Below are 17430 nucleotides of genomic sequence, written 5' to 3' on the forward strand. Positions count from 1 at the left end.
TCCCCTCCTAAAACTTCATTACTTTTTCGATGCTATGCTGGATTCTCACTGGAGTCGGCAGATAATGATCCTCGAAACCAAAATATGGCACCGGCGAATCAAATCCTGTTACTCGCTCGACAGGAGCTTTTTGATATAAAAAGGATGTGTCATTAATGATGGCAAGCACATCATTTCCGACTCCCCCAGTAGCATGTGCTTCGTGAACAATCACTGTTCTGCCTGTTTTTTGAACAGATTCGGCAATTATATCTTTATCAAGAGGGAAGAGTGTCCTTAGATCGATCAAATCACATTGAATCCCCTTTTGCTTCATCTTCTTTGCCGCTTGCATAGCCTCGGGCACCATCGCTCCCCATGTAATGACTGTTACATCATCACCTTCCATAAGCTTTTTTCCTTTTCCAATTTCTATTGTATATCTTCCTTCAGGCACTTCTTCCTTTGCTGAACGATAGCAGCGCATCGGCTCAAGGAACAGGACAGGATCCGGATCTTCGATGGCTGCAATTAGAAGGCCTTTTGCGTCATAAGGGCTTGAGGGGCAAACAACCTTAATTCCTGGCATATGGGTAAAAATGGCTTCCGTTGAATCACAATGAATTTCAGGAGCCCTAACCCCTGCACCATAGGGAGCCCGAATCACTATCGGGACGGTAAAGTGGCCCATTGTTCTCATTCGCAGCCTGGAAGCATGGGTCATGATTTGCTCATAAGCCGGATAAATAAAACCAAGAAATTGAATTTCAATGACTGGCAAAAAACCATTAACAGCCATCCCAATCCCTGCTCCAACAAAGCCGGCTTCACTTAAAGGAGTATCAATGACCCGGCTTTCGCCGTATTTAGCCTGAAGGCCATCAGTAGCTCGGAAGACTCCGCCATTTTTCCCTATATCTTCACCGAGCAGCAAAACTTCTTTCCTTTCATCAAGCATCGTATCCAGCGCATCGGTAATGGCTTGCACTAGTGTCATGGTTTTTGCACCCACTGCTGTTTTCATTCTCGGCCACCCCCAATCACTTTCAGGTAGTCTTCTTTTTGCTGTTTAATTTGCCATGTCGGCTCTGCAAAGACATGGTCAAAAATAGCTGCCGGATCAGCAGGAGGAAACTCTTCCATCTCAGCTACAGCATGGTCGATTTCTGCTGTTGCCTCTTCCTCTGCGGCCTGCACCCATTTTTCATCAAATATTCCCTGATTTTGCATCCATCGTTCCAATCTTAGAACGGGATCTGTCTCCTGCCTTCTGGCCCTGCTTTCCGATTGATCCCGATATTTTGAAGGATCATCCGCCGTCGTATGGGCCCCGTATCTCCAGGTAACAGCTTCAATTAGTGAAGGCCCTTCGCCTTTCCTCGCCCTTTCAAGAGCTTTTAATGTTTCAAAATAGACGATAAAGATATCATTGCCGTCTATTCTAATTCCTGGCATACCATAAGCTAGAGATTTTTGAGCTATTGTCTTTGTATTCATTTGCTTTTCGATTGGTACGGAAATGGCATATTGATTGTTTTGGTTAAAAAAGACGACTGGGGCTTTAAAGACGCTGGCAAAGTTTAAGCCTTCATGGAAATCTCCCTCAGATGTCGCCCCATCGCCAAAATAAGCAATGGCTGCATTTGCAGTGCCTTTTTTCTTTTCTGCAAAAGCCGCACCTGCCGCATGCGGGATTTGGGTTGCAATTGGGATGCCTGGCGGAAAAATCCTTTTTCCATCAGGTGGTATGCATCCTTCATTTCTTCCGTTCCAAAAAAGAAGAACATTTCTCAGTGAATGGCCAAATGACATAGCTGCGCCATGGTCACGATAGGTCGGAAACATCCAATCATTTCCCGCTAATGCTGCGGCTGAACCCACCTGGGAAGCTTCCTGTCCTTCGAATGGTGCATACGTTCCAATCCTGCCCTGACGCTGAAGCGAAATGGCTTTACGGTCAAAAATTCGTAATCTCAGCATTTGTCTGTAAAAATCTTTTGCTAGTTTTTCAGTTATTTTTTCTTTGTACTCTGCGGCAATAACATTCCCATTTTTATCTAATATTTGCCGGATTGGAAAGTGATTTTCCATTTTCTCACCCTTTAGCATAATTATTTTTGGCTTTTTTCTCATAGATTGTTGTTTTTGTTTATGAATTTAGCCGTTGATTTCAGCACGAGGTACTTGCTTTCCGCGGGGAGGAACGGAAGCCTCCTCGACGCTCTGCGTCTGTGGGGTCTCCCGCTCCCTCTCCTCCCGCAGGACATTGAATAATCTTCCTCGAATCAACACCGCACGAAGAAAATGCGGATGCATTTTCGAGGATCAAGTACCCTCCGTTCCAATCAACTAGGTAAATATAACTAAGATATTGTAAAGCAACATACTTTACGAAAACAGCCTTATTTTTTCAAAACTTATTAATGGTACATATATTGTTAACTATTCAAAAAATTAGGTTCTAACCGCCCACTTCGGACGTTTCATATGGGAAAAGAAGCTGTTTCTGCGTGTGCGTGCTTCAATGCGGCTCTCGCAGAATTGATTGGATGCTTCCACAGTTGTAATTCCATTTGCTTCAGCATGTTCGTAGATGTTTAGAAGAGAATTGTAGATTGCCTTTGTTTTGCGAAGTACCCTTTCTTTATTTGGAGTATAAAGTTCATCAGCAACCTGGATTAACCCGCCTGCGTTTACAATATAATCAGGCGCGTATAAAATTTCTTTTTCCTTCAGGATTTGGCAATGGTTTATTTTCAATAGCTGATTATTGGCTGAACCTACGATAGCTTTTACTTTTAATTGGCAGATTGTTTCATCGTTAATGATTCCACCCATAGCACAAGGAACAAAAATATCAGCTTGTGCACCGTAAATTTCATTGCTGGATAAGACCTTAATTCCTGCACCTATTTCTCTGGCTTTTGTTAGCAGCGGGTCTATTGCTTTCTGGTTAATATCGGTTACATAAAGATCAGCACCTTCTTCGAGTAATCTTTCAGCCACTTTATAGCCAACTTTCCCCAGTCCTTGTATTGAGTAGCTTTTTCCTGAGAGGTCATCTGAACCTGTCAATACTTTATTCGTTGCCTGCAGGCCGTAAATAACCCCTTGTGCAGTTGGGACAGACGAATCTCCGCTGCCTCCGTATACCTCATCAACACCGACAATGCAGTTGGTTTCTTTTAGTGCATGAACAAAATCTTCAGTGGATGTACCCATATCTGTTCCAGTATAGAAGCGTCCATTTAATGATTCCACAAATTGTCCGAAAGCACGGAATAATTCTGGCGTTTTATCCCTTGAAGGATCACCAATAATTACTGCTTTTCCTCCTCCGAAGTCAACATCTGCTGCCGCACACTTATATGTCATGCCTTTCGATAAACGGAGGACATCTTCAAGTGCATCATCAACACTGTTATAAGGAAACATGCGGCAGCCTCCCATGGCTGGCCCCAGTCTTGTACTATGGATTGCAATGATTGCCTTTAACCCAGTGGATTCATCATTGCAGAAAACGACTTGTTCATGATTTTTGATTTTTTGAAACATATCTGCCATTTCATTCTCCCCTTTACTTATGATAGCGCTTACAATAAAATCAATTAAAAAAGCCGATAGGATCTTTTAAGCTTGAATATTTACAATCTTTTATTCTCGCTTAAGCATTTCGTCAATTTTGCTTTTAGGCAGGATTACCTGTTTTACTTCACCTTTGCCTACCAGTTTTTCTCCATTATGGACAGTTACATCTGTGTGCACGAAATTTACATCCAGCCTGGCAACTGTTGCTGTAATCGTTAAGGATGCTCCTTCTGGTGAAGGGGCAAGATGGCTAGCGGAAACTCCACCTCCCATCCCCTCTTCTTCTTCATCCAGGCAGGGAAGAATCAGCATACGAGAAGCCCACTCCATATGATAAATCATAGTTACAGTTGAATACGCCCGGTGCACCGTGTTCCCTTCAAATTGAGCAAACATTTCCGGAGTAACAACTGCATGGATAACCGCCTGATTTCCTATTTTCAGCCCAGGTTTCATAATATCCCTCCCGCGCTTAACAATAATATGTATGACGTTTAATTAACGATATAATACCATTACGTCAAATAAATAGTCAATAAATTGTAAAAATTTTAAATACTCTTTTGGTTTTGTGGACATAGAAAAAGGATTAACACATCCATTTGGCTAATCCTTTTTCTATTTCTATGAAAGAAGGGCACGATCACTTGCCATTTTTGTCCCGCGAATACGCTGGAATTCGTTCAGAAGCTGTTCAATTGTTAGCTCCTCCTTCTGTTTCTCATCCACTTCAAGTATAATCTGTCCTTTATCCATCATGATCAGCCTATTTCCCAGGTCCAAGGCTTGCTGCATATTATGGGTAACCATTAAGGTTGTTAAATTGTATTTTTCTACAATTTCTTTTGTGAGTTTCGTGATGAGTTCAGCACGTGCCGGGTCCAGGGCAGCCGTATGTTCATCAAGCAATAGAATGGAAGGCTCCGTAAAGGTAGCCATCAGCAATGAGAGTGCCTGCCTTTCTCCCCCAGATAATAATCCAACTTTGGCATTTAACCGATCTTCAAGTCCAAGATGAAGGGTTTCAAGCACTTCACGAAAATAATCTTTGCGCTTCTTCGTAACCCCTTTTTTTAATGTTCTTGTTTTATTCCTTGAGTAGGCCATAGCCAAATTTTCCTCAATGGTCATCAAAGGAGCAGTTCCAGCCATCGGGTCCTGGAATACACGTCCGATGAGTTTTGCGCGTTTATATTCCGACATCGCAGTTACATTTTGGCCATCAATATAAACGGAACCTGCATCCGGGAAGATTACCCCTGAAATGATATTCATTATAGTCGACTTCCCGGCTCCATTGCTTCCAATTACAGTGACAAAATCACCTTCATTTAATATAAGGCTGATCGTATCAAGTGCAAGTTTTTCATCCGGTGTACCTTCATTAAAAACTTTATGAATCTGATTTAATTGCAGCACCGGCTTCACCCTTTCTGCCTGAAGGCAATTCGCTTAAAGATACGCTTTCTGCAAGTCTCTTAGCTTTGCGCTTCTTCTCTTTTGTCCTGTCAATTATTTTCGGCATAATTAAAGCCAGAATAACGATCGTCGCAGTAATTAGCTTCATATCACCTGGTTCTAGGAATTCTACCCGGAGTGCCATCGTTACAACGATTCGGTAAATGATGGCTCCGCCAATAACGGCAAGTGTCGTTCTTGCAATCGTTTTAGTGCCAAACAACGCTTCCCCGATGATAACTGAAGCCAGACCGATAATAATCATTCCAATCCCCATCCCAACATCGGCAAATCCGCCTTGCTGGGCAATAAGAGCCCCTGATAAAGCCACCATGGCATTGGACAAGCCCAAACCCAAAATGACCATTAAATTCGTATTGGCAGAAAGGCTTCTTATCATCCTTTTGTTATCGCCTGTAGCCCGTAATGCTAATCCAATCTCAGTGCTAAGAAAACGGTCTGTGAAGAATTTAATCGTAAAGGTGACTAAGACCATAAAAATAATGATACCCCATGTTCTTGGCAGGCTGTCTCCAAGTCCAACCATGGATAAAAGAATGTTGAAAAAAGAATCAATCCCAATTTTATCCCAAAATTCCCTTACATAAGTTAAAGCCGTTTCGGTATTAAGCAGCGGTACGTTTGATTTCCCCATAATCCGTAGATTAATCGAATACAGGGCAATCATCATTAAAATTCCCGACAGCAAGGCATTGATCTTTCCAAAAGTATGAATAATACCAGTGAGACAGCCTGCAATAAATCCAGCAAACATAGCAATAATCGTTGCAATAAAAGGGTTAACCCCGCTGACAATCATCGTAGCTGCCACTGCTGCACCAGTTACAAAACTTCCATCAACAGTTAGATCTGGAAAATCCAATACTCTAAAAGATAAATACACTCCAAGTGCCATAATTGCGTATATAATTCCTGACTCAAACGCACCGAATATGGCTGTAAACACTAAGAATCACGCCCTTTTCCTATATAATGCCGTATATAGTTTTACAGAAGTTTATTAAAACGAAGATAGCCGGCAGGTTTTTAAAACGGCTTAGCCCGCCGGCAAATCCTTAGCTCTTTTATTCTTCATAGAACTCAGCAATTTCTGACCATTCTTCTTTTACTTCCAGCCCCTGTGCTTTTGCAGCTTCTTTATTGATGACTAGCTGTAGGCTGCCAGGTAGTTCAACAGGAATTTCAGATGGTTTTTTCTCTCCTTTTAAAACCTCTGCCGCCATTTTGCCTGTTTGGTATCCTAGGTCATAATAGCTGAATCCGCTAGCGGCAATAGCACCGCGTTTCATTGAATCCAACTCTCCGACAAACAAAGGAACCTTTTTGCTGTTAGCCACCGAAATAACCGACTCCAATGCAGAAACAACAGTGTTATCAGTAGGAATATAGATGGCATCCACCCTGCCTATCAGAGAATCTGCCGCCTGTTTAACTTCCGCAGAAGTAGAAACAGATGCCTCGATAATTTTGGCCCCTTGCGGTTCAGCCAGTTCTTTTACCTGCTTTACCTGGACTTCGGAATTCTGTTCCCCCGAGTTATAAATGATTCCAATATTTTTGACGCCAACCTCATTAATCATAAAATCAATTGTCTTCGAAGTCCCTTCCGGATGGTTATCTGTTGTACCAGTAATGTTATCTCCAGGCTTATCGAAGGACTCAACCAGCCCAGCTCCAACAGGATCAGTCACTGATGTAAACAAAATGGGAATGTCCTTTGTGGCATTTAAGGCACTGACAGCACTAGGTGTTGCATTGGCAAATATCATATCCACTTTGTCACCCACAAAATTATTGGCAATTGTTTGAGTATTATTCATATCAGCCTGGGCATTTTGAAAGTCAAACTTAACATTTTCTCCTTCTTTGTAACCTTCATCTTCCAATGCCTTCTTAAATCCTTCAGTTGCTGCATCAAGGGAAGGATGTTCAACAAATTGTGTTATGCCAATCGAGTACTGTTTCTTTTCATTTCCTTCTTCAGACGAGCCATTCGATGCCTCCTTTCCACAGCCGCTTAGCACAAGCATGCCAGAAGCCATTAATAAAGATATAGCCCTAAACGGTTTTTTCATTCTGTATCCCCCTATTCTAATTAATTTCTACCAGAAGTCTGATTATGCCAACTATTATGTATGCGCTTACATAATGCTGTAAAAGAAAGCTGAGAAATCACCTCTGTCCTGTTAGTAACGTTTATATGATATTTACTTTTAATATCGTAAATACAACGTTATATTATCATCAGACCTACTCAAGTGTCAATAATATTCCAAAAATTTAATATATTATGATAAATATAGGCATTTTACTTTAAAAACTCTGCTCTACTTGATGTTAGCATACAAATACATCCAATTATTGCATTAACAGAAACAAAAAAAGCATGCAGATAACTCATCTGCACGCTAGCTTAATATACTTTTTGCCTTCAGAAGCTGGTGACTCGCATCATTTACCATTCGGTCCAAAAGCTCCTTCACGCTCGGCAAGTCAGCAATCAGCCCCGAAATTTGGCCGCTGTTCATAAATCCTTTATCTCCGTTTCCCTCTAAAGCTCCGATTTTATGAAATTTCTCTGTAGTTAAAGAATTAAAATCTTCAAGACTGACTCCCTTATTTTCTATATCCAGCAGCTTATAAGCATAGCCTGTTGAAAGAACTCTCCTGATCCTGCCAACTGATCGTCCGACTATAACGGTTGCATGGTCGGACGCTTCAATAATCTTCTTTTTATAATCAGGATGAAAGGGTGCTTCTTTTGTGGCAATAAATCTTGTGCCCATTTGGACGCCGCTTGCTCCAAGTGCCAGCATGGCAGCAAGTCCTTTTCCATCAGCAATCCCCCCGGCAGCAGCTACAGGAACGGAAACCCGGCTGACGATTTGCGGGACCAGTGCAAGTGTGGTTGTTTCAAGTGCAGAGTTGATTCCCGCTGCTTCATATCCCTCAGCCACAATGATATCCGCCCCAGCTGCCTCTGCTTTCATCGCCTGTCTGACAGAAGCTGCAACAGAAATAACCTTTACACCATTTTCATGCAATTTCGGTATAAAAGGAGCGGGGTTTCCGGCTGAAAGAGACACAACCGGCACCTTATGTTTAATCACAAGGGAAAGGATCTCCTTTACATGCGGACACACACTCAGTGCTAAGTTGACAGCAAAAGGCTTTTCAGTCCTTCTTTTTGTTTCCATAATGATTTTTTCAACTTCATCAGGAAGCATCGTACCAGCTCCTATTGTGCCAAGTCCCCCGGCTTCTGATACTGCAGCTGTTAAAATGGCATTGCTTATATTTCCCATGCCACCCTGGATTATTGGATATTTAATATTCAAGGTACTCAACAACATATTCAATAAAATTCCCCCTTCGTTAAAATAATGTTATACTAATGTTAATCATTTGACAATTAAGAAAAATCCACTTTAAGACAGGGGGAATCACTGTGCAATTATCTTACAATGACAAAATGCCTCGAGTCCATCAGTCCGTTTTTCTGGCTCCAGGATGCTATGTGATAGGTGACGTGGAAATTGGGGAAGAATCAAGCATATGGTTTAATGCAGTCCTAAGAGGAGATGAGGATGCCATTAATATTGGTAATCGGTGCAGTATCCAGGACAATGTAACTTGCCATCTATACGAAGGCTCTCCTCTAATGATCGAAGACGAGGTAACGGTTGGCCATAATGCCATCTTACATGGATGTACCATTAGAAAGAAAACGATTATTGGAATGGGAGCAACGATACTCGATGGTGCCGAAATCGGAGAGGAGTGCATTATCGGGGCAAATACGCTGATACCTGCAGGCAAAAAGATTCCGCCGCGTTCACTTGTAGTCGGTTCTCCAGGAAAAGTCGTCAGAGAACTGTCTGTAAAGGATCTTGAGCTAATTCAGCTTTCCATCGAAACTTATGTAAAAAAGGCCAAGAGTATAAAAGCAATTTGACAGAAGTGATTAATACTAGGGACATGACAAAATACTGAAAATAAAAGCTGTTATTCAGCGGCTTTTTCAAGTTTTAAACTTGTATGATAAAAAAATATTTGCACAATCTGGGCAATTAAATAGATCGGAAAGGACCAAAACATGCTATATCCTTTATCATAATGATACACACCTGCTTTTAACGAAAGCAGCTCCATTAGTAAAGAAAATAAAGACCATGCGGAAACATACAGCAAATTTTTATATCCCTTAATTTCTAACTTTTTGTAAAGGTATATAAAAATATAGGCATATGGCCCGTACGTTATATAGCTTAAAAAATCCATAAACTGAAATGCTGATGAATCATTCACATCAAAAAAATCCCAAGGCTTGATACTTATAGTGTGATCATAAAAAGTCACAACAAGCATTCCATATAAAAAATGCGCTGTCCCCTCTAAAGGTGATAAAATTTTCGGTAATTTCCATATAATTATTAATCCAAAAAGGCTGACTATCACAAACCATTCATTCCAATCAAAAGCTCTCTCATAAACTGTTACCATACTATGAACTCACCCGCTTAAGATATTTTACCCCTTTTGCTAACCCCAGACCCAGCATAAGGAATGCACCGTTGGCTAATGCAGCGTAAAACAAGTTCCATTTTATATATGTAACAACCCCAAAAATCTGGCTTAATATATCTAAAAGAAGCATGGATAATACCATTGCGATAAAGATAATACCTTTTTTTCCAAACGTTTTTCCCCCTGCAAAAACGTTAATAAAAACAAGTACAAACAAGGGTTTGATTATATCCCGGTTAAGCAAATAAAACATAAATAATAAAGAATCTTCCGTAACATCCAGCCATTTTAGCTGTAGATTAATAATGGTTGAAAAATATGTTAAAAGTATAAAAATAAACATAAAAACGATTGAGTTTTGCAGAAATGATAAACGTTTTTTTAATAAATAGAAAAAATATATTTGATATAAGGTTATAACAATTGCTGCAGGCAGTGCCATAATATCACCTTAGTGGTCAGTCTCTTTAATTAGTTATTATTTCTTTGGGGCTATAAAAAAATTCATATAAAGCCAATCAATCTAATCCAGCCAGTGAAAAAGGAAAAGCCATCCGTTCCCGCTGGGCAACATGATGGCTTTTTATTACTCTACCATGTATGGATGGTTAAGAACGTCATAATCGGCATCCCGTTTTTTCAGTTCATTCCCTTCCTTAAACACACTCTCGAAAAATTTTGATGCAGGTTCTGCCAGCTCTTTGTAATAATCACTAAACAAAGCAGCGGCGTGACTGCCGAGCCACTTATCAGGAAGAAGCTCCTCAGGAAGCCCCGGATCAACAAAAAGAAATTTCCGGTATTCATGAACAAGCTTCGTTCTTTCGACAAAACATTCTGCTTCACTCATATTTCCTTTTTGTATTTTATGTTTATCTATTATATATTTCTGGCTGTATTTCGAAATAAACTCCTGATATCTATCATTTATTTCTTGAAGATTCCAGCTCTTTTCGACGATTTCATAATTTTTATGCGGACCTGCATATCTGGCAATAAAAAAATCGACATAGTTGGCAATATCGTATTTATCTATCAGATCAAATACTTGTTTTTCAAGATTATTTGCAGAAATCCAGCAGCTGCTAGACATGGAGCCAAAACCGCTCCAAACCAGTTCTTTCCGCAATTCATCACGTACACTCCGGATTTCTTCAGGGATAGTATACATAAGGATCCGCCATTGTCCATCCCAATCTTCAGGCTTCAATTTAAAAATACGTTTTGCTGCTTCCTCAATCCTTTTCTGACCTCTTGGCGTTAAAGAATAGTAGCTTTTATTGCTAATCTTTTCCGACTGGACCCACCCCTGCTTATTCATTCTGGAAATAGCTGCCCTGACCGATTGGTCATTATGTCCAAATTCACTCAATAGCTTAATAAGGCTGCCAATCCAAATTTTACTCCCATAATGCGAAATATAATCTCCATAAAGTGTAAAAATCATTGACCTCGTATTCAACTTGCTTTCATCCTCATTTCATTAAGTGGGTTGCACGGAATTAATTCGTTATATAACAATTGTACTAAAATTGGGGGAATTTGAAAAATATTTTTTCGTAATACTAAATATTTTGTGTCAGAGATAAAGTGAAACTTTAATTATTGGGCCCTAATTGTTAGTTGCCAATCGGGCCTACAGGCATTTTGACTCCCATCTATTCTCCTTTAACTCTGATTATTAGATTGGAGGTCTTACTGCCCGTTAGAGTGCAGTAAAACCATAGAGACACAATCTCTATGGTTCTGGCTTGTTAGCTATCATCACGCTCAACGATGGTTGAAATCCCCTGGCCGACGCCTACACACATGGTAGCAAGACCATACTTTGAATTTCTTCGCTTCATTTCATGAAGAAGAGAAGTGAGGATCCGGGCACCGCTCGCCCCAAGCGGATGACCAAATGCAATTGCACCGCCGTTAATATTCACCCGTTCTGAATCCGCTTCGAGCTCTTTTATGCATGCAATGGACTGTGAAGCGAAAGCTTCATTTAATTCTACTAAATCGATATCTTTTATTGTAAGATCAGCCCTTTTTAAAGCCTTCCTTGTGGAATATACCGGGCCTATTCCCATAATTGATGGTTCAAGCCCTGCCGTGGCAGAAACTACATAGCTTCCCAGAGGCTTTAACCCAAGTTCTCTCGCTTTCTCCGCTGACATCAGCAGCAATCCAGCTGCCCCATCGTTTACTCCTGAAGCATTTCCAGCTGTAACAGACCCTCCCTTAAAAATAGGCTTTAATCCTGAAAGCTTTTCATATGAAGTTTCCGGACGGGGATGTTCGTCACGATCTACAATGATCTTATTTCCTTTTCTATCCAAGTAAGCCACAGGAATAATCTCATCATCAAAAAGACCATTGTCTAAAGCCGACTTAGCTCGCATTTGGCTTTCAAAAGCAAAGCGGTCCTGCTCTTCGCGAGTAATACCATACTTTTCAGCCACATTCTCTGCAGTTTGCGGCATGCTGTCAGCACCATACATCTCTTCCAGCTTGCTGTTTGTAAAGCGCCAGCCGATGGTTGTGTCGTACATTTCTATATTCCCTCTTGGGAACTCGCTGTTTGGCTTGGCCATAACAAAAGGTGCCCGAGTCATGCTTTCAGTGCCGCCGGCTATAAAAATATCCCCTTCGCCTGCCAAAATGGCGCGTGCAGCATAATTTACAGCATCTAATCCCGAACCACAGAGCCGGTTCACAGTTGCAGCTGCCACTTCGACTGGAAGCCCAGCCAGAAGAGCTGACATTCTGGCCACGTTTCGATTATCCTCACCAGCCTGATTGGCATTCCCTAGTACAACCTCTTCTATTTCACTTGGATTTACTTGAGGATTTCGTTCTAACAGGGCCTTAATAACTATTGCTCCCAGGTCATCAGGACGTATGTTCTTTAAAGCGCCTTTATATCTTCCAATTGGAGTCCTGACGGCATCAACGATAACCACTTTTCTCATTGTACAACTTCCTCTTTTGCAGAATAATCGTATACACCTCTCCCAGATTTACGTCCTAGCCTTCCTGCCTTCACATATTGTTCAAGTAGAGGTGCAGGACGGTATTTCTCCCCAAGCTTGCTGTGAAGATATTTTAAATTATTCAGTCGTGTATCTAGACCAACTAGATCTCCAAGCTCAAATGGTCCCATCGGATAATTCAATCCAAGCTTTATCGCTTTATCAATTTCTTCCGGAGTGCCCACACCTTCCTGGAGCATGTAGAACGCTTCATTCCCGACAAGCGCGCTGATCCGGCTCGTTACAAATCCCGGAAACTCATTAATGATGACTGTTTCCTTTCCCATTTGCTGGGCAGCCTTTTTTATTGCTTCTGCTGTTTCTTCACTTGTTTCGAGTCCTTTTATGATTTCTACAAGCGGCATTTTGTGTACCGGATTAAAGAAATGCATGGCGATTACTTTATCAGGCCGTTTTGTATAGGAGCCAATTTCCGTCGGACTCATTGTAGAAGTATTAGTAGCAAAATAACAGCATTCAGGAGCGTGCTGATCGATTACTTCAAAGATATTTTTTTTAATGTCCATTACTTCAGGAACCGCCTCAATTACAAGATCGGCTTCTTTCACATGCTGAGCAAGACTTACTGAATAGTGAAGTCGGCTTTTGCATTCTTCTAAATCAGCAATCGTTAACTTTTTTCTTATAACCCCTTTTTCAAAAATGCTATTAATCTCTTTTTCTGCACGGATTAATTGTTCCTGGCTGATATCGACCAGTGTAGTATGAAACCCTCCGACCGAGCTTATATAGGCAATTCCGCGTCCCATTACCCCAGACCCAACCACAACTAGATTCTTCACATTAAAGCCTCCTTCTTGATTTTTACAAGCAGCAAAATCCCTACTGCTGAAGGTTTCACTTAAAAAAGACGAGCATCCGCAGTGAGATGCTCACAAAAAAGATATAACGGGCAGAATATTTGATTGCACTTTCCAGTCAGACTCGGCTCGTGATGATTGCTTATCTATTTCCCTTGAAAAACAGGCTTGCGTTTCTCCATAAAAGCCTTGACGCCCTCTTTATGGTCATGAGTAAGTCCTGCAATGCGCTGGCCTTGTGCGTCCCTTTCCAGGCTCTCCTCCAGAGTGGATTCCCAGCTCGCCTTGAGGTTCTTTTTTATGATGCCAATAGCAGCTGTCGGCATGCTGGCCAGCCGTTCAGCAAAAGAAGCAACTTCATCTTGCCAATTCTCCATCGGAATAACCATGGTAGCCAGACCCAGGTCTTACGCATCCTCAGCAGTTATCTTTTCACCGAGCACGGCAAGTTCCATCGCTTTCGCGTGACCTATAAGCTTTGGCAGAAAATAAAGGTTCCCCGCATCCGGCACCAGTCCTACATGGATAAAAGCCTCTAAAAAGCTCGCTTTTTCAGAAAGAATCCTGAAATCGCATGCCAAAGCAAGGCTCATTCCTGCTCCCGCTGCCACACCATTTACTGCAGCAATGATCGGCTTTTCACACCTATGCAGCTCCATTACCATCGGGTTATAGAATTTGCGTAGTACTTCGCCATGATCCATATCTTCGTTAACACCTTGAAGATCCTGACCTGAGCAAAAGGCGCGTCCTTCACCTGTGATCACTAAGCAGCGTACCTCTTTATCCCTGCTTGCCTGTTTAACGGACAGCTGGACCTCTTTATTTACTTGCTCTGTAAAAGCATTCAGTTTATCTGGCCGGTTTAGTGTAATCCAGGCTACGCCCTTGGCCACTTCATATTTCACCGTTTCGAACATGTGGTATGTACACCTCCTCTATTTCCCTTTAAATTCAGGCTTGCGCTTTTCAATAAAGGCCCTCATACCCTCTTTTTGATCTTCAGTAGAAAATAATAGATAGAAGTTTTTGCGTTCAAGTTCCATTCCTTCATTTAAAGGAGTATCCACCGATTTAAGAACAGCTTCTTTAATAAACCTAATCGAAACTGGAGCCTGATTTGCTATAAGCTCAGCAGCCTTAATCGTTTCTTCCAATAAGAGCTCCTTTGCAATCAGGGTATTAACAATGCCGCAGTGAAGCGCTTCACGTGCCGATATTCTTTTTCCAGTAAAGAGCCATTCCATCGCCCTTGTTTTCCCAACAAGCTTCGTCAGGCGCTGTGTTCCTCCAGCCCCAGGCATGACCCCGAGGTTCACTTCGGGAAACCCAAACTCTGCGTCATCAGCTGCGTAAAGCATGTCACAGCATAAAGCCAGCTCGAAGCCGCCTCCTAGTGCGAAGCCCTGAACAGCACCAATAATAGGCTTCTTAATCATAGCGAGGCGATCCCAATCCTTGAATTGGTTACGAAGTTCAAAATCAATTGCGTTATCATTTGCCATTTCATCTATATCTGCTCCGGCAGCAAAAGCTCTGCCCTTGCCGCTTAACACAATGGCCCTGACGCTGCTGTCTGCCTCAAAGTTTTCCATCGCATCTAAGATTTCTGAAACCATCGGCCGATTAATAGCATTCAGCACCTTTGGTCGGTTTAAAGCAATTAAGCCTAGCTTCCCTTGCTTTGATACTTCAATTAATTCATAGTTTTTACTCATCTACTTCCTCACCGATCATGAGGGTGATTAAGTCCCCGGCAAATTTCATGGCATCCTTCCCTGAAGCCTTTCCCTCATCAGTTTTCATTGCTGACTGCAAAGCTTCATGGCTGTCATAATACATTTCACACATTAAATAGTACTTCCCTTCGCCCCCCATAGGACTGCCAACAATTTTTGTAACCTCCATTTTACGGAGACCCGGTATTTTGGCTGTAAGCGGCGCGTGCGTATTAAAATAATGGTCATCAAATGCCTCCTTATTTTCAGGATGCTTATAAAGCGCGATTAGTTTTACCATTTGGACAACTTCCTTTCGGTATAGTAGTAGAATTACTCATTTATTAATATTCCTGGAGAGGAAATCATATGTTATTTGGTCCATTTCAAATAAAATATTGGGAACTCCAGGATTTATCTAGCCTATTTACCTGTTTATCTAACATAGTTCCCCATTAATCTAGCACCTATTAAAATTTATCTAGCATGTTTTCAGTTTTATCTAGCATTTATTAAAATTTATCTGGCATTTAGCACAGTTTGACCGTTTGCCCAATGAAACTGCCTGTCATTCACCCAGAATAGTGTCATCAGAAAATCATCACCTACATCATTGTCGATACTGGCTTCATTGCCTCAAATGGATTCCGGCATGCTTTGCAGTAAAGAATGCTTCGGCATGCAGTCGGCCCAAAAAGATTATCCATTGTGGTATAAGCCGAGCCGCAAAACGGGCACTCCACATGCCATTCACCTGTCTCACTGATCCGTTTGGGAGGCGGGCCGATTCCGAATTCCTTCAGCTGCTTCCTGCCCTTCTCCGTAACCCGGTCAGAAGTCCATGGAGGATGATGGATAAATTGAACTTCTATTCTTTCAAAAACGCCAGCTTTTCTTAATTCTGCTTCTACATTTTTTCGTATTATATCTAGCGCTGGACAGCCCATAAAGGTAGGCAATAGTTTAACTGTTACCTCCCTTACCTCAGCCTCCAAAATCTCAACCATTCCCAAATCAACAATTGAAATGGAATCAATTTCAGGGTCTTTCACCTTTTGAAGTGCTGCCAACGCTGTTTCTGCCAACAATTGCTCCTGCGCCATATCTATCACCCTTTTACAACTTACCAGCTTGCGGCCGGATCTGCGCTGTACACTTCACTTAAAGTGGACAATGCAGCATCAAGGTCGGCTGTATGCTCTCCTTTACGCCCATTACCATTCTTCATTGCAAAGTCAGCTTCGGAAACCGTTAGATTTACAGATTCGAAGATCGGTTTCATCATCAAAAACCAGCGCTGCTTTAATATTTCTTCCTCTTCAATTAGACCTTGTTCCCCCATTTCCTTTGCAAGCGGCCCCAAACTGAGGACTCCTCCGAAATCGGCTAGTGTCTTTTTTACGGCAGCTTCCATTCTTGATCTTGCTTCGCCACCTGCCTCCATCAGCTGCACAAACCAGGTTTTCCAGTGAAGAAGATGATAATAAAGTTCCATATTGACCTTTACTGCCACTTCGGCTAGCGGCTGATAAGATGAGTTTTTAAGCGAATCCATTCGAATCTTCTTTGATTGAATGTAAAAATAATTTCTTATTACTGCAAAAGCCCAGTCATATTGTGCAGTCGATAAATAGTGCCCAGGACCATTTACCATTTCTAAAAGGACCGCATTTTTCCGTTCTGAAGATTTTCTGCCATGTGCAAGATGATCTACATCTCCTTCACCGAAATCCTGAAGCAGCTGATAAAACATCGCCGCATGTCCCATTGTGTCCTGGCTGATTGATGAAAAGGCGACATCTTCTTCAATATGCGGGGCAAGGCCAAGCCATTCCGAACCGCGATAAGCAAGGATGAAATCATCATCAGCCAGCTGATAGAGTAAAGAGGTTAACGCTGGGTTTATTTCATCAATCAGCTTTCTTTCTGGTTTACTCACTTTTTTTCAACCCTCCCCAAGATAGGATTTCGTTCTCATCAAGCATCTCCTGTTCATAATGACGCCATTTTTTCTTCAAATACCCGTAGCCTTTTGTCGTGCGGTAGTCTTTATTATCCAGGCGCTGAAGTGATTGTTTTTCATCTAATGACATCTTTCTGATATCTGAACGCTTGACTACCCAAATATCAGCCACCGGCTCTCTCCTCATGAAATTCTCCTGCGCCATAACAAGGGCAAGTTCCCGGTTTGGTGCCAGCAATGAAAATTGATATTGAAGAGGAGACGTGTCGGTTCGTTTGCTAAAAACCTCGAATTCCTGATAAAAACCTTCGCTTCCCAAAGTGTTCCCTCCCAAC

The 17430-nt window shown here is 41.7% G+C and carries 19 protein-coding genes and 1 pseudogene; 1 reads left to right on the forward strand and 19 read right to left on the reverse strand.

Annotated features, from left to right (window positions below; genetic code table 11):
- Positions 1-7: 7 nt before the first annotated feature.
- From NCCP133_RS14990 to NCCP133_RS15025, 8 genes are all read right to left on the reverse strand, one after another.
- On the reverse strand, positions 8-1003 hold the full coding sequence (locus NCCP133_RS14990; RefSeq protein WP_264805868.1) for an alpha-ketoacid dehydrogenase subunit beta: 996 nt from the start codon (positions 1001-1003) through the stop codon (positions 8-10).
- Positions 1000-2070, reverse strand: coding sequence for a pyruvate dehydrogenase (acetyl-transferring) E1 component subunit alpha (gene pdhA, locus NCCP133_RS14995; RefSeq protein ID WP_264805870.1), 1071 nt, complete (start codon positions 2068-2070; stop codon positions 1000-1002). The genes NCCP133_RS14990 and pdhA overlap by 4 nt, the downstream gene beginning before the upstream one ends.
- Before the next feature lie 363 nt (positions 2071-2433).
- Positions 2434-3543, reverse strand: a complete 1110-nt coding sequence (locus tag NCCP133_RS15000) for a Leu/Phe/Val dehydrogenase (protein ID WP_264805871.1) — start codon at positions 3541-3543, stop codon at positions 2434-2436.
- 90 nt (positions 3544-3633) lie between these two features.
- Entirely contained in the window at positions 3634-4023 is a 390-nt protein-coding gene (locus NCCP133_RS15005; RefSeq protein ID WP_264805872.1) for a thioesterase family protein, read from the reverse strand.
- A 168-nt stretch (positions 4024-4191) separates the two neighbouring features.
- Positions 4192-4986, reverse strand: a complete 795-nt coding sequence (locus NCCP133_RS15010; RefSeq protein ID WP_264805873.1) for an ABC transporter ATP-binding protein — start codon at positions 4984-4986, stop codon at positions 4192-4194.
- Positions 4961-5992 carry an ABC transporter permease gene (locus NCCP133_RS15015; RefSeq protein ID WP_264805875.1) on the reverse strand — a complete coding sequence of 344 codons (1032 nt, stop codon included), beginning with the start codon at positions 5990-5992 and terminating at the stop codon, positions 4961-4963. The genes NCCP133_RS15010 and NCCP133_RS15015 overlap by 26 nt, the downstream gene beginning before the upstream one ends.
- 118 nt (positions 5993-6110) lie before the next feature.
- The gene (locus NCCP133_RS15020) at positions 6111-7121 is read right to left on the reverse strand and encodes an ABC transporter substrate-binding protein (RefSeq protein ID WP_264805876.1); all 1011 of its coding nucleotides are present in this window, start codon (positions 7119-7121) and stop codon (positions 6111-6113) included.
- A gap of 333 nt (positions 7122-7454) precedes the next feature.
- A complete protein-coding gene (locus NCCP133_RS15025; protein WP_442874275.1) occupies positions 7455-8405 on the reverse strand; it encodes an NAD(P)H-dependent flavin oxidoreductase in 951 nt (316 codons plus the stop codon).
- Positions 8406-8518: 113 nt separating this feature from the next.
- On the opposite strand from NCCP133_RS15025, the gene NCCP133_RS15030 reads away from it, so the two are divergent.
- Positions 8519-9001 (forward strand): gamma carbonic anhydrase family protein, encoded by a 483-nt coding sequence (locus tag NCCP133_RS15030; RefSeq protein WP_442874278.1) that lies wholly within the window; start codon positions 8519-8521, stop codon positions 8999-9001.
- Positions 9002-9051: 50 nt separating this feature from the next.
- On the opposite strand, the gene NCCP133_RS15035 is transcribed toward NCCP133_RS15030, so the two are convergent.
- The 11 genes and pseudogenes from NCCP133_RS15035 to paaB form a co-directional block, all read right to left on the reverse strand.
- Positions 9052-9549: a hypothetical protein gene (locus NCCP133_RS15035; RefSeq protein WP_264805879.1), complete on the reverse strand. Its 498-nt coding sequence runs from the start codon at positions 9547-9549 to the stop codon at positions 9052-9054.
- 1 nt (position 9550) lies between these two features.
- A complete protein-coding gene (locus tag NCCP133_RS15040) occupies positions 9551-10015 on the reverse strand; it encodes a hypothetical protein (RefSeq protein WP_264805880.1) in 465 nt (154 codons plus the stop codon).
- A gap of 144 nt (positions 10016-10159) precedes the next feature.
- The gene (gene paaX, locus NCCP133_RS15045; RefSeq protein ID WP_264805881.1) at positions 10160-11035 is read right to left on the reverse strand and encodes a phenylacetic acid degradation operon negative regulatory protein PaaX; all 876 of its coding nucleotides are present in this window, start codon (positions 11033-11035) and stop codon (positions 10160-10162) included.
- A gap of 292 nt (positions 11036-11327) precedes the next feature.
- On the reverse strand, positions 11328-12533 hold the full coding sequence (locus NCCP133_RS15050; protein WP_264805882.1) for a thiolase family protein: 1206 nt from the start codon (positions 12531-12533) through the stop codon (positions 11328-11330).
- A complete protein-coding gene (locus NCCP133_RS15055; protein ID WP_264805883.1) occupies positions 12530-13396 on the reverse strand; it encodes a 3-hydroxyacyl-CoA dehydrogenase in 867 nt (288 codons plus the stop codon). The genes NCCP133_RS15050 and NCCP133_RS15055 overlap by 4 nt, the downstream gene beginning before the upstream one ends.
- Positions 13397-13560: 164 nt before the next feature.
- Positions 13561-14334 (reverse strand): annotated as a pseudogene (locus NCCP133_RS15060) (enoyl-CoA hydratase-related protein).
- Positions 14335-14352: 18 nt separating this feature from the next.
- On the reverse strand, positions 14353-15132 hold the full coding sequence (locus NCCP133_RS15065) for an enoyl-CoA hydratase-related protein (RefSeq protein WP_264805884.1): 780 nt from the start codon (positions 15130-15132) through the stop codon (positions 14353-14355).
- On the reverse strand, positions 15125-15433 hold the full coding sequence (locus tag NCCP133_RS15070; protein WP_264805885.1) for an EthD family reductase: 309 nt from the start codon (positions 15431-15433) through the stop codon (positions 15125-15127). The genes NCCP133_RS15065 and NCCP133_RS15070 overlap by 8 nt, the downstream gene beginning before the upstream one ends.
- Before the next feature lie 304 nt (positions 15434-15737).
- The gene (paaD, locus tag NCCP133_RS15075) at positions 15738-16235 is read right to left on the reverse strand and encodes a 1,2-phenylacetyl-CoA epoxidase subunit PaaD (protein WP_264805886.1); all 498 of its coding nucleotides are present in this window, start codon (positions 16233-16235) and stop codon (positions 15738-15740) included.
- A gap of 20 nt (positions 16236-16255) precedes the next feature.
- Complete coding sequence (paaC, locus tag NCCP133_RS15080) at positions 16256-17071, reverse strand: 1,2-phenylacetyl-CoA epoxidase subunit PaaC (RefSeq protein ID WP_264805887.1); 816 nt, start codon at positions 17069-17071, stop codon at positions 16256-16258.
- Positions 17064-17414 carry a 1,2-phenylacetyl-CoA epoxidase subunit PaaB gene (paaB, locus tag NCCP133_RS15085; RefSeq protein ID WP_264805888.1) on the reverse strand — a complete coding sequence of 117 codons (351 nt, stop codon included), beginning with the start codon at positions 17412-17414 and terminating at the stop codon, positions 17064-17066. The genes paaC and paaB overlap by 8 nt, the downstream gene beginning before the upstream one ends.
- Positions 17415-17430: the final 16 nt, after the last annotated feature.

Origin of the sequence: Cytobacillus sp. NCCP-133, from assembly GCF_026011715.1 — a bacterium.
In the GTDB taxonomy this organism is placed as follows: domain Bacteria; phylum Bacillota; class Bacilli; order Bacillales; family Cytobacillaceae; genus Cytobacillus.